This window comes from Sporolactobacillus sp. Y61, from assembly GCF_040529185.1.
GTDB lineage: Bacteria > Bacillota > Bacilli > Bacillales > Sporolactobacillaceae > Sporolactobacillus.
In genome coordinates, this window is sequence record NZ_CP159510.1 from 2683274 (window position 1) to 2696914 (window position 13641).

At 46.0% G+C, this 13641-nt stretch carries 14 protein-coding genes and 1 pseudogene; all 15 read right to left on the minus strand.

Translation table 11 applies throughout. The features are described 5' to 3' along the window. Positions 1–47 precede the first annotated feature (47 nt). The gene (locus ABNN70_RS12835; protein ID WP_353948012.1) at positions 48–785 is read right to left on the minus strand and encodes a class I SAM-dependent methyltransferase; all 738 of its coding nucleotides are present in this window, start codon (positions 783–785) and stop codon (positions 48–50) included. Between the two features lie 355 nt (positions 786–1140). Next, positions 1141–2247 (minus strand): RNA polymerase sigma factor RpoD, encoded by a 1107-nt coding sequence (rpoD, locus tag ABNN70_RS12840; protein ID WP_129929845.1) that lies wholly within the window; start codon positions 2245–2247, stop codon positions 1141–1143. A gap of 21 nt (positions 2248–2268) precedes the next feature. After that, entirely contained in the window at positions 2269–4083 is a 1815-nt protein-coding gene (gene dnaG, locus ABNN70_RS12845; RefSeq protein ID WP_129929844.1) for a DNA primase, read from the minus strand. 38 nt (positions 4084–4121) lie between these two features. Beyond that, a complete protein-coding gene (locus tag ABNN70_RS12850) occupies positions 4122–4577 on the minus strand; it encodes a DUF188 domain-containing protein (RefSeq protein ID WP_129929843.1) in 456 nt (151 codons plus the stop codon). Positions 4578–4829: 252 nt separating this feature from the next. Further along, positions 4830–5459, minus strand: coding sequence for a helix-turn-helix transcriptional regulator (locus ABNN70_RS12855; protein ID WP_129929842.1), 630 nt, complete (start codon positions 5457–5459; stop codon positions 4830–4832). Positions 5460–5506: 47 nt separating this feature from the next. Beyond that, entirely contained in the window at positions 5507–6271 is a 765-nt protein-coding gene (gene recO / locus ABNN70_RS12860) for a DNA repair protein RecO (protein ID WP_353948013.1), read from the minus strand. 48 nt (positions 6272–6319) lie between these two features. After that, complete coding sequence (locus ABNN70_RS12865; RefSeq protein WP_353949440.1) at positions 6320–6463, minus strand: YqzL family protein; 144 nt, start codon at positions 6461–6463, stop codon at positions 6320–6322. A gap of 90 nt (positions 6464–6553) precedes the next feature. Beyond that, on the minus strand, positions 6554–7459 hold the full coding sequence (era, locus tag ABNN70_RS12870; protein WP_353949441.1) for a GTPase Era: 906 nt from the start codon (positions 7457–7459) through the stop codon (positions 6554–6556). A 36-nt stretch (positions 7460–7495) separates the two neighbouring features. Next, positions 7496–7852 (minus strand): annotated as a pseudogene (locus ABNN70_RS12875) (cytidine deaminase); the annotation flags it as partial. A gap of 18 nt (positions 7853–7870) precedes the next feature. Further along, positions 7871–8254 carry a diacylglycerol kinase family protein gene (locus ABNN70_RS12880; RefSeq protein WP_129929837.1) on the minus strand — a complete coding sequence of 128 codons (384 nt, stop codon included), beginning with the start codon at positions 8252–8254 and terminating at the stop codon, positions 7871–7873. Next, positions 8251–8727: an rRNA maturation RNase YbeY gene (ybeY, locus tag ABNN70_RS12885; RefSeq protein WP_353948014.1), complete on the minus strand. Its 477-nt coding sequence runs from the start codon at positions 8725–8727 to the stop codon at positions 8251–8253. Before ybeY ends, ABNN70_RS12880 begins: the two co-directional genes overlap by 4 nt. Beyond that, on the minus strand, positions 8724–10871 hold the full coding sequence (locus ABNN70_RS12890) for an HD family phosphohydrolase (protein ID WP_129929835.1): 2148 nt from the start codon (positions 10869–10871) through the stop codon (positions 8724–8726). Before ABNN70_RS12890 ends, ybeY begins: the two co-directional genes overlap by 4 nt. Before the next feature lie 65 nt (positions 10872–10936). Beyond that, positions 10937–11836 (minus strand): PhoH family protein, encoded by a 900-nt coding sequence (locus tag ABNN70_RS12895; protein ID WP_353949442.1) that lies wholly within the window; start codon positions 11834–11836, stop codon positions 10937–10939. A 176-nt stretch (positions 11837–12012) separates the two neighbouring features. Then, positions 12013–13227 (minus strand): sporulation protein YqfD, encoded by a 1215-nt coding sequence (yqfD, locus tag ABNN70_RS12900; protein WP_353948015.1) that lies wholly within the window; start codon positions 13225–13227, stop codon positions 12013–12015. Positions 13228–13296: 69 nt separating this feature from the next. Next, positions 13297–13593, minus strand: a complete 297-nt coding sequence (gene yqfC / locus ABNN70_RS12905; protein ID WP_129929832.1) for a sporulation protein YqfC — start codon at positions 13591–13593, stop codon at positions 13297–13299. Positions 13594–13641 lie beyond the last annotated feature (48 nt).

Below are 13641 nucleotides of genomic sequence, written 5' to 3' on the forward strand. Positions count from 1 at the left end.
TCCTCCTGACATCACAGTAATCGCTGCGATTTGAACTGAACTTGGTGCTACTGTTTCTCCTTTATCGTTTTAAAATACCTTCGCAGGCAGTTCTGAATCATCTTCATTTCTTTAACACACTGCCTTTTTTTCATTAGAATGGATGGCGACGGCTTCTGAACGGAATGATCTATTGCACTTAGAATCTGATGCAGTTTCTTTTCTCTCTTCAGCCATTTTTTTATAAAAACAGGCGATTGTTTCTTTGATAAAACCGGACCCATGATACATTCGGATTCACTTAATTCTGTACATCCGGTCACGGCGTATTTCGCGAGAATGATTTCATAGAAATGTGACCCTTCTTCAACAATATGCTCATCGAGGACGGCCCAGTGATGAGCGGCCAGCCACGAACGACATAACGGCTCCCGGATATTCGGCTGCAGAATTAAAGTCGTTTGTTCGTTCAGCCTGTCCCTTCCCCTCTGCAGAATATCCGTTATTAATTCCCCTCCCATCCCGGCGATGACAATACAATCCGCTTCACCGGGAGCAAGAACAGAAAGTCCGTCACCCAGTCGTACACACACCATCTCGTCCAGTCCCCGGTTTCGTACACCTTCTTCAGACCGCCTGAAAGGCCCGACACGAACTTCACCTGCAATTGCCCGAATTGTACGACCATCCTCAACTGCTTTGCAGGCAAGAAGCGCATGATCAGACCCGATATCCGCCAGTACGCAACTATCGGGGATAAAATTCAAAATAGCACACAATCGCTCAGATAAATGGATGTCCTTCATTTTTCACTTTCCTTATATGTGTTCAGTCAATTCCCTGTTATCGTAACACATTGAACAAAAATCTGCCGAGTGGCAGGTCACAGGCACGCCGAAGTTTTTCTGACTTTTTTTCTATAAAAGATTTATTTTATCCTGAAATATCAAAAGAAATGCCCGAGCGCCGCCAGGTATTTTTTGTTGATAACGTTTTCATTTTCATTTAAAATAAAGGCAGGATCTTAAAATGATCCTGCTGAATGATCTGAGCCTTCTTTACCTGTTCATTCAATGACAGGTCTAATGATGATCACACATCACAAAGCTATGCTGAAAAGAAATCCCGCTCCTTTTTGGGAGCGGGCGTGTGACATGTCTGTCAATCCAGAAAATCTTTCAGCTGTTTACTCCGGCTCGGGTGACGAAGTTTACGCAAAGCCTTTGCCTCAATCTGTCTGATCCGTTCTCTTGTTACTCCGAAGACTTTTCCGACCTCTTCCAGTGTCCGAGTACGTCCGTCATCAAGTCCGAAGCGAAGTCTGAGCACATTTTCCTCGCGGTCGGTGAGTGTGTCCAGCACATCTTCGAGCTGCTCCTTAAGAAGCTCATAGGCAGCTGCATCAGACGGCGCTTTGGCATCATGGTCCTCAATGAAGTCGCCGAGGTGCGAGTCGTCCTCTTCGCCGATTGGCGTTTCAAGAGAAACGGGTTCCTGTGCAATCTTCAGAATTTCTCTGACCTTTTCGGGAGATAAATTCATTTCTTTTCCGATCTCTTCAGGAGTGGGTTCTCTGCCCAGATCCTGAAGCTGCTGCCTTTGGACACGAATCAGCTTATTGATCGTTTCAACCATATGAACCGGAATACGGATTGTTCTCGCCTGATCGGCAATGGCCCGGGTGATGGCCTGGCGGATCCACCATGTCGCATAGGTGCTGAATTTAAATCCTTTAGTGTAGTCGAATTTTTCGACCGCCTTAATCAAGCCCATATTCCCTTCCTGAATCAGGTCGAGAAACAGCATGCCACGCCCCACGTATCTTTTAGCGATACTTACAACAAGACGCAGGTTGGCTTCTGCCAGACGTCTCTTGGCTTCTTCATCTCCGGCTTGTATTCGTTTGGCCAGTGCAATCTCCTCGTCTGCAGACAGCAGATCAACACGCCCGATTTCTTTCAGGTACATTCTGACCGGGTCATTGATTTTCACGCCTGGTGGTACACTCAGATCGTTTAAATCGAATGCTTCTTCTTTGTTATTTTTATCAGAATCGGATTCTTCGGATTCATCCGAGACATCAACGCCCTGATCGGCAAGCATCTCGTAAAATTCATCCATTTGTTCCGGTTCCTGATCAAATGGCGCAAGACGGTTTGCAATTTCCTGATAGGTCAGGTGACCCCGTTTCTTTCCTAATTCAAGAAGCCGTTCTTTTTCCTGATCTGCGGTCAGTTCCGGTTCCGCCTTACTCGTTTTGCCGGCCATTTGATCCCCTCCTTCCGACGCTTACTCAGCGAAATTTGTATCCAGTTGTTTCTTCATATCGATGATCCGGGACAAAATCTGTGCAGCCTCTGAATATCGGCCACTTTGCTCTGCCTGTTTTCTCTTCTCTTCCAGCTCCGAGATCATCGATGATTTTGAATGCCTGATGACTTGATGGATACAGTCCGATATCTCCTGTTCCTCCGCCTGGGGACTCATAGAAATCATGGATAATTCCACCGCTCTCTTTTGAAGTAAAGGATCCTCAATTTGCTGGATAAAAAGGCCTTCGTCAGGTGGATTCCCGTCATCATAATAGGCATACAGACCGGCGGCCAGTGCCTGGTCGATTTCCGAGTGAAACAGCCCCCCCACCGATTTCCTGACACGTTCCGTTATCTCCCTGCTTCTCATCATTCTTGCGAGCAGTCTTCGCTCTGCCATTTCGTAGGCGGGGGCAATCCGGTTGTCCCGGTTGATCGGTGTGGTTTCTGCTGCATGTTTCTCGCCCTTTTCACGTTTTTTGGCCGCATAATACATCTGCGTTTCCTGCCTTTTCAGGGCGTCAAGAGAAATCGAAAATTCCTCAGAGAGAAGTCTCAGGTAATGATCACGTTCCACCGCTCTGTTTAACGCAGTGATTTCACCCAATACATCTTCGATATAAAGCAGTCGATCTCCTTCATCACTGAGATTCCTTTTTCTGCGGAAGTAATCCATCTTGAATGTCATCAACGTCTGGCTTGCCCCTATTACATCCCTCTTAAAACGTTCGCCGCCAAACTTGCAAATGTAGTCATCGGGGTCCAATCCTTCAGGCATCTTAGCGATTTTAACAATTTTACCGTTTCCCTTCAACATGTTTGAAGCACGAAAACTTGCTTCAATCCCTGCCGTATCCGAGTCGTAGCAGATAATAATCGTATCGGCCACCCTTGTAAGTATGGCTGCCTGTTCCTCTGTCAGTGAGGTGCCCATAGAGGCAACGCTGTTTTGGATGCCTGCCTGATGCGCCCGCACAACATCCACATAGCCTTCAAGAAGGACGACCTGATTACTTTTCCTGATGTGCTGCCGGGCAATATGATAACCATACAGGATTCGTCCCTTTTGAAAGACAGGCGACTCAGGTGAGTTCAAATATTTCGGTTTATCATCACCGACCGTTCTTCCACCGAATGCAACGGTCTGCCCCCGCATATTACATATTGGGAAAATGATTCGGTTGCGAAAACGGTCAAAATACTGGTTATCAAAACCGCGTTTAGCAATCAGCCCTGCACGTTCCATCTGATCCAGACTGATCTTTCTCTTCTGAATCAGAGATGTGGCAGCATTCCAGCTGTTTACCGCATATCCGATTCTGAACTGCTTAATCATTTCCGGACTGAATGAACGGTCTTTAAGATAACGTACAGCAGGCCCCCCATACTTTGAAGTTCCGAGCAAATAATGATAAAATTTGGTTAACAGTTCAAAACCATCCAGAAGAAGCTTTCTGGATTGATCTTTAGAATGGCCGGGCGACCTGTGCTGATCAGGTAACCCGCCAAGATCTATCTGGGCCTTGTCTGCAAGAAACTGAGCTGCATCCGGGAAAGACAGCCCCTCAATCTCCATAACAAATGTAAAGATGTTGCCACCGGCACCACAACCAAAGCAATGATAAAGCTGTTTGTCAGGGGAAACGGAAAAAGACGGTGTCCGTTCACTGTGAAAGGGACAAAGTCCCATATAATTCTTACCCTGCTTATTAAGCTGCACATAATCACTGATAACTTCCACTATATCAAGAGATTTTCTGATTTTCTCAATTGCCCTTTGCTGTAGTTGCAAAACATCATGCACCACCAACATTACTACTTATTTATATCCTAATGAATCAAACGGCATAACAAATTTGTCAAGGCAAATGAAAAATTTTTCCGATCCCGGTCAGAAAACCGCCTGGGTCCTCTGATTTTCCTGCCGGATTGGAGTGATTTATATGACAGATATCGTTTATGCAGGATCTGCGGAATATCCTGGTCGCGGATCTGTTTCCCATAGATGGAGAGAACCGATATCCCCCGGCCTGTCAGAAGGCCGGCCAGTCCCATATCCTGGGTTACCGCTGCATCTCCCCTGCACGCATGATTGACGATATAAAGGTCGGCAGCCTCCTTTTCCTGGTCGACATAAATCCACTTTTCTTCTGCATGATCATCCCGCCGGTATCCGGCATAACTGGCAACGAACACAGGGGAAACGCCAAACCGGGCGGTAATCTGTCTAATCTCTTCCGTAACAGGACATGCATCCGCATCGACAAATAACGTGGTTTTTTTCATCTCTATATTCACATTCTCGTTCAGGGCATAGAATTCCTGCTTCTCCTGTTATGTTTTTATTTTTAAAATATTATCAAAAATGACATGCATGTCCCTTAGATTCACAAAAGCTTATTATAACCAAATTCATAAACTCTGGCAATATATATGCATCAGATCATCAGTGGGGCTTCCTTCATCCCCGCTGATTGATCGTTGAACCCAATAAATCTTGACCGATGTGCAAGTTTTTCCCTGTGATTCGGACCGGCATCACTCCACAGTACCTTTCGCCAGTTTGACGAACGCCCTCGTTATATTGGTTTTTGTCATGCGACCGATCACTTCCAGCCCATGTTCATGGTCACGGACTACCGGAACAGCGTCGACCTGTCTTGAAATCAACATTTCTGCCACATCAATCACAGAATCCTGTTCATGGCAGCAGACAATATTCGGCATACGCGACATGATCATGCTGACGGGTACCTGATTCATATCCTGCGTGCCGATGGCCGTACGGAGCAGATCCTTGCGTGAAGTGACACCAGTCAGATAGCCGTTTTCATCGATGACAAACAGTGAACCTACATCCTCGGTAAACATATCACATACCGCCTGATACGCAGAAGCGTCTTCTTTTATTACTGCCGGAAAGGAAAGAAAGTCAATGACTTTAAGTTTCGCCAACTGCTCGGAAAACAATGAATGAAGGGTCTGGCCTGTATAAAAATAACCGACACGCGGCCGGGCATCGAGAAAGCCGGCCATGGTTAATAGTGCCAGATCGGGACGTAACGTCGCACGGGCGATGTTCAGCTGTTCAGCTATCGATTCTCCTGTAACCGGAGCTGATTTTTTAACAATCTCGATGATTTTTTTCTGGCGTTCATTCAGTTCCATGCGGTTTCCCTCTCTTACTCATCTATTTCTGAACTCCCCGTCCCTGTTTATTGAGACGAGGATTTATTATCGGCTTTAAAATGGCTGAGTTGTTCTATGAATCTTCTGGACCGTAATTTAATACCTGCATTTTGCTCGTAATAAGCAGCGATCAGCGCCTCTATTTCCCGAATCGTATCGGGTTTCACTGAAACAGTACCGATCCTTTCGAGCGGAATCCTTTTAAAAAGCGAAATCAGTGTTGAAGCGCGTAAAGTCATTGGAATAGCGTAAGGATCGGACTGAGCACAATCAGGACAAAGGAACCCCCCTCCGGAAATGGAAAAGCGATAGGATTTCTTCTTTTCACCACACCTGAGGCAGTGATCGACCTGTGGATCAATTCCGGCAATCCGCATCAATTTTATCGAAAAAATGGCCGCAAGCACTGCGGCATCTGTACCTTTATCAATCTTTACCAGTGTATCACGAAGCAGGCGGTAAAGTCCGGGAAAGGGTTTGTTGTCTTCTGTTAATCGATCGAGAAGTTCCAGAATGAGCGCCGCATATGCTGTGCTTCTGATATCGGCCATAATGCCGCGAAAGGTATGAATGGACTCAGCCTGATAAAGTGATCCAAGACCTCTTCCCCTGTTAAACAGGCACATACCATAAAAAAGGACATGACTGACACCGGATAGTGTACTGCGTGGCTTTCTGGCTCCCCGCGCCATGAGCCCGATCTTTCCAAAATCCGCCGTGTATAGGGTCAGAATTTTATTTGATTCCCCATAATCTGTTGTTCGAATAACAATGCCCTTCGCTTTGGCCATCAAAGCGATCACCCAGTTTCTTTATATACTCCGCCTTCAGGATAAAATTTATTGACCGGGTTCTTCTGAAATTTCCTGAATGGTGCTTTTGTCCTCCGCCGGCCGGTTATTTTCATTTTCCATCTCTTTCATGAGCAGGTAAGAATCAATGCTCCCCGTCATACAGAATATACGCCAAGTCAGATCCTGCATCTGTTTCATCCCCCATTTAAACCTCATGCTTAGTTTTTACGAAATGAAGATTTTCATGAGAAGAAATGATTGTCAATTCATTCAGGACTTTTACTCATCACGGTCCATATATCCAAAGTTTTTTAATTCTTCATCTTTGTCCCGCCAGTTTTTATCTACTTTCACCCATAATTCAAGGAATACTCTGGAACCAAGCATCGCTTCTATTTCTTTTCTGGCCAGTGTCCCGATCTTCTTCAGCATGCTGCCGGCACGCCCGATAATAATTCCTTTCTGTGAAGGACGTTCAACCATAATGGTCGCCTGAACATCCGTGAGGTTCCGCCCCGGTTTTCTTTTCATCTTATCGATGATCACGGCTACGGAGTGTGGCACTTCATCACGAGTCATCTGAAGGATCTTCTCACGAATCAATTCAGCAGCAATAAAGCGCTCGGGATGATCGGTGACCTGATCTTCGGGATAATACTTTGGTCCTTCCGGAAGATAAGCCTTGATCTGACCTAACAGCGCGGAAACATTCTGCCCCTGAAGTGCGGACAGCGGAATCACTTCGCTGAATGTATATAACTGACGATAGCGGTCAATCAGCGGCAACAGGTCATCCGGATGAACCTTATCGATTTTATTCACAAGAAGAAAAACGGGAGATTCCGTTTTTTTCAGAAAATCGATGATAAACTGATCGCCTCTTCCATAACCTTGTTCCGCATCGATCAAAAACAGGATCAGATCGGCCTCATTCAGGGTATCCAGGGCGAGCGACGTCATGACTTCGCCGAGACGATGTTTCGGTTTATGTATTCCTGGTGTATCAATAAAAATAACCTGTTCTTCGTCTGTGGTATAGATACCGCGAATTTTATTGCGTGTTGTCTGTGCCTTGTCGCTCATGATGGCTATTTTCTGGCCAAGAACTCTGTTCAATAAAGTAGATTTCCCCACATTTGGCCTGCCGACAATGGCGACAAAACCGGATTTAAATGTTTTACTCATGGTCCATATCCTCCGAATTAAAAGCCCGGGGAGCAGTTCTGCAACGGTTGTGGTCTGTGTTTTTCCAGCCGTATTGGCCAGAATAACGCGCATATCTTTCGGACAAAGTTCACTCATCACCTGCCGGCACGCCCCGCATGGAGTGACCGGTCGCGGGCTCTCGGCAATGACTGCCAATGCCGTATAATCTTTTATACCCTCTGAAAAAGCCTTAAAAATAGCTGTTCTTTCGGCACAGTTGCAGACGGAATACGCGGCGTTCTCGATATTAAAGCCCGTGATCACTTTCCCTGACTTTGTCATCAGCGCTGCACCCACATGAAAATGTGAATAAGGAACATAGGCCTTTTCCATTGCTTTTTTCGCTGCCTCAATCAGACGTCTGTCGTCCATAATAGATCCACCTTTTTTTCATTCTGTCATAAAAGTTGTATAAAGGATAATGGCGAAAATGATGGTTGCAATGACCGAAAACCACCAGACAGCTGCCGCTGCAGCATCTTTTGCCGCTTTAGCCATAGGATGAGGCTCCCTCGTCACAAGATCTACCGCCCTTTCCACAGCAGTATTTACCAGTTCCAGGCTGATCACCCCGCCAATCAGTATCAGGATGATCAGAAGATTGGAACGCGAGACGCCAATAACCAGGGAAAAAATCAGTACAACAACTGCTGCAAACAACTGAAGCCGGATGTTCCGTTCCTGAAGAACAGCGAGACGAAAACCTGAAATGGCATCCACAAAACTCCTCGGCAGCTTTTTGTGTTTGCGATGTTCTGCCGGATACCTTTTCATAAACGTTTCAGCCCAAACGACTCAAGAATTTTTTCCTGAAGCCCGAACATCTTTTTCTTTTCCTGCTCTGTCGTATGGTCATAACCCAGCAGATGCAGAAGTCCATGAATAACAAGAAAACCAAGTTCCCGTTCAAAAGAATGTCCATATTCTGCTGCCTGTTCATGAGCTTTCTTCAGGGAAACGATGATATCACCTAAAACACGTGGCTCTCCTTTACCCAGATGAAGAGGAGCCTCATCATCTGCTTTTTCTTCCAGAGCAAACGAAATGACATCGGTTGGGCGATCAATTCCACGATATTGGCGGTTTATCTCCCTGATCCGTTCATTTCCCACAAATGTCAGCGAGCATTCAATCTCTCCAACGAGCTGAAGTACTTCTGAAGCATGGTTAAGCAGCCGGATGATCCACCTTTGCTGCTGTTCATTTAATTCCTCTGTTTCATCATGCATATCAATGATCATCGTCATCTGACATTCACCTTTTTAATCTTAAGTTCTTTGGGGTATTCAATTCTTGAATGATAGACCCCGCGCAGCGTCTCATCGATCGACTTCTCCACTGCTTTTAATTCTTTCAGCGTAATATCACATTCATCAAATTGTCCATCGCTCAGTCGATCGCTAAAAATACTTTTTACCAGATTCTGGACTTTTAATTGTGTCGGTTTTTTCATTGCACGTACTGCAGCTTCAATACTGTCAGACAGTTCGACCACTGCAGCTTCTTTCGTCTGGACTTTGGGCCCGGGATATCGGAATTCACTTTCCGGTATCGGCTTTTCGCTCTGCTCCTGTGCTTTGACATAAAAATAGCGCAGAAGGGTTGTCCCATGATGCTGTTCGGCAATATCAATGATCTCCTTAGGAAAATGATGGTTCCTCAGGATATCAGCCCCATCATACGGATGCGAGAAGATGATGGTCCGGCTCAGCTGAGGTGATATTTTTTCATGAGGGTTAACCCCGTCCAGCTGATTTTCAACGAAAAATTTTGGTCGCTTCGTTTTACCGATGTCATGATAATAGGCCGCCACTCTCGCAAGCAGACCGTTTGCGCCGATCGCTTCGCAGGCCCGCTCTGCAAGATTTGCCACCATGACACTATGATGATAGGTCCCCGGCGCCTCAATCAGTATTTTTCGCAGCAATGGCTGGCTGGGATTCGACAGTTCAATCAACCGGAAGGGGGACAGAATACCAAAGCCGGCTTCAAACAGGGGCATCACACCATTAGCTAAAATAACAGACAGGAACCCGGATAAGAGGGCAAAACCAATCGACAGACTGGTACCGGTTAAAGAAAATGGCTGATTCTGAAACATCATGAGGGCTAATAGCGTTACGGCGTTTACAGAGGCAATGATCGACCCGGTCTGAAGAACCCTCGGTCTCGATCGGCGGCCAAGGACAAGGGCTCCGGTGATGGAGGAGAACATGAGATAGACAGTCATCGGCGCATCGAAAAGTGCAGCTTTGATATCGATACCAAAAATAACACTGCCTGCCAGTGCCAGCAGTACACCTGAAACCAGAGCAAGACGCTCACTGAGCAGCATACGGATAAGCAGGGGTCCAACCGCGGCTGGAATAATCAGGTACAATCCATGGACACCTGTCAGGCCCAGGTAACTGCAGATCTTAATAATACCTGCCGTGCCGAGAAAGACGAGCGCATAAATATACAAATACTTGATGGATCTGTTCCGGTTCCTTTCTCTGAAACGCTTATATTCAAACCAGAAAATTGAAGTGATAAAAGCTGTAAGCAGAAATAAACCAATAAATGGAAGTGCATTAAACTTTTCATCGATAATGCCAACCAGTTTCAGCTGGCGCATCATATCGTTGGTGACCAGCTCGCCCTTTCTGACAATCACTTCTCCCTGATGAATCACTACGCTGTCGACGTTGCTTGCTGCTTCTTGCTTATTTTGCCGTGTTGCCTTTGTATCCAGTGAATAATTCGCTGTTATGTAGCTCTGGAGCACTTCATTAAGTGCCTTCCTGATGTCGTCATTGAGAACAGATGTCGGCAGGGATACTGCAGATCTTTCCTGAACACGCTGCAGATCATTCCAACCGATTTTCTGGCTCATCGCTTCGTAAATGCTGGTACTTGCCATATCCTCTGCAATACTTATTTCATTTTCAGAAGCAGTCAGCAAAGACTTGAGTGCAGACGGCGATATATTCGCATCCGGAGTTTCAGCAAGGCTATCAGAAATGCGCTGTGTCGCCTTATCCTGATCCTTTGGCGAAGATTCTGCATCAATATGATCTTCTTTTTTTACCTGATCGATGGTGTCAAACAGATCGCCAACCTTCTCAACCTGCATCAGCGCCAGACTTTTATTGTAGGCATATGCAGAGGGGGTGGACTCCATCGCTTCCTGTTTTCTTAATTCAGTCGCCTGTGTATCAACCACATCAACAGGTGCCTGAATGTCATGGGTCGCTACTTCATGAAGTCTGACATCCGGATTCTTCGGAAGGACACTGCCGATCATCAGGGCATACAAAACAATGCCGACAATAGCTGCAACGCTCCAGCCGGTGACAAATTTTAGAGATACGTCCTTCAGCTTATTAATTATTCCAGATGAAGATTTCATTGCAGTGCCTCCGAAATTTCACTAGTCACCTGTTATATTTCCCCAACCTGTCCGTTAAGGTAGATTCAGTCTCCATAGGCTTCAATAATTTTCTGTACCAGTGGATGGCGGACAACATCCGTACTTTTTAAAGAAACAAAAGCGATTCCTTCTATATGCTCCAGAAGTTCCCTTGCCGTTATCAATCCTGATTTTTTCCCCTTGGGAAGATCTACCTGTGTCACATCTCCGGTGATAATCATTTTTGAACCGAAACCCAGACGGGTCAGAAACATTTTCATCTGTTCCTGTGTTGTGTTTTGCGCTTCATCAAGGATCACAAAGGCATCTTCCAGTGTCCGGCCTCTCATATAAGCAAGGGGAGCAATTTCAATCGTTCCGCGATCCAGCAGTCGGAGTGTATGCTCTGCTCCGAGCACATCATGTAATGCATCATAAAGCGGGCGAAGATAGGGATCAACCTTTTCTTTAAGGTCCCCCGGAAGAAAGCCAAGATTTTCACCGGCCTCAACTGCCGGACGAGTCAGGATCAGTCTTTTAATTCTGCCATTTTTCAAAGCGGTTACGGCCATGACAACAGCAAGATACGTCTTCCCCGTACCGGCCGGACCTATGGCAAAAACCATATCATGTTTTTCTATCGCTTCGATGTATCGCTTTTGTCCCAGGGTTTTCGCACGAATGGGCTTCCCCTTGGCATTTGTCGCGATTTCATCATCATAGAGGCGGCCGAAACTTTCCAGCTGACCATTTTCAGCCATCTTCAGGGCGTACACTGCATCCCGTTCGGTCACAGATATCCCGCGCCTGATCAGCCGAAGGAGTGCACGTAACACTTCTTCAACTCTTGCTGCGTCCTCCTCTTTCTCAGAAGAGACACTGATTGTACCACCCCGGGTGACGATTGAAATGCCCAGAGTCTTTTCTATAATTTTTAAATGAGCATCTCCCGGGCCAAAAAGCATCAGTGCTTCATTTGCATTATCCAGGTCTAATGAAATTTTATATAAATGGCGTTCTGGCAAGCTCTATTTATCCCCCTCGGTTGCTTCTGCGTTTCTCTCATTTTACCATATGTGATCTATTGAATTCCAATCCGTTTTTAATCGCATGAACTCCCGCATTATTTATCGACAGGCGATTACTTTTTTCCCCCTTCCTTTTTCTTTTCCGCTGCCGGATCCAGCGCCTGGGGACGGACAATATCTTCATAAACGACATGGTGGCTTTTAACCACAAGCTCTCCATTTCCTGACTGCGCTTTCTGATCCACTTTAGTGGATACCACCTTCGCACCCTGAGGAAGCCGGCCAAGCAGTTTAGTTACCGCCGTCCGTTTTGCTTCCTCCAGGGCCTCCTCTTGTGTTAACCGCCTTTCAGATACCTTTTTTTCCCGATAAAGGGTCCGGCTCCAGGTGACGGGAAGCTCCCAAAGAAGAAAACGTACTTTCTTTTTGACTGTTTCTTTATTGAAGGTATTGTACGGTTTCGATTTAAGCCCCCACAAAGGGATCTGAACGTTCCAGAACGACAGGCGGTACTGCTTACTGGACTTTCCGGTATAAAGGCTGTAACGGCTTGTCAGAGGCACAGACGTTTCCGACTGATACCAGGTTTCACCAATGACTTTCCCCTCTGAAGAGACAAATTTCGGAGACTTGTCCGATCCGGTCCTGCCCGAAACGAGCAATTGCCCCCGCCTGACAAACTGGCTGCTTTCAACTACCGGCTGTCCTTTCTCGACAAACATTTGGTGGATCACAGCCGGCTTTGCCGCTATGAGATTTCTCGGACCCGCCGGTTTCTTCTTTTCGGCATATTTCTTCTGAACCACATCGATATGATAAGTTGTCCCCTCCCGTGAGACGCCAATCCAGGTGACTTTAGTCAGACTGGAGGTCAGGCTGTCTTCGATTTGTCCGGAGTCAGGTACGAAAATATCCAGAGTACCAACATACAGATGCTGCTCTTTTAACAAGGTACGTATACGTTCTTCAAGTTCCGGATCGGCTCCCTTAATCTGAACAGACCAGACCATGTTTGATAAAATAATCAGGATAAAGATAAAGAAAAAGATACCGATGACGGAACCGATTTGTATCTGAATTTTTCTCCACGAAAAGGCGATGCCGGTTTTCTTTATGATATGAATACGACACCCGCTTTTCTTAACCAGTCGCTTTAACGTCGATGGGTTCTGAACAGGCAGGGTACAGACAAGAGTTGTCCCATTTATACGCCTGACCTGCCAGAGCGGAATACCCAGCGTCCTGCATACGGCTAAAAAGCGTTCGGGTTGATCTCCTTTTATTTCCACCTTTAACCGGCTCGTACTCTGCTGAATCCGGTTTTTCAATTCATGTCCTCCTTGTATACTATGTTTGAGCCTCAATTTATGGCTTTATAAATAAAGATTTTTCCTTGATCACTTCATAGCCTGCTGCTCTTCCTGGTAATAGATCTTCTGAACAAGTCCTTTGAGCTCTATTTCTGTTCCGGCAATATATTCCAGGACAAAACCTTCACCAGCTATGTGAAGCTTTCGGGAATCCATCGCAAGGACCAGTTCATTCTCTGAAAAAGCAATCACTCCATGATGATTTTCGATACTGAGGCTGGATTGTCCGATCAGTGTGATTCTCGGTAAGCCTGTTATGACGTCTTCCGGAAGGTCGGAAACTTCCGTAAACCACTTTCTGAGCTTATCGGGCCATTTTCTCATGATCAATCCCACCTCATAACCACCATATGACTGATAAAACCGGCATAG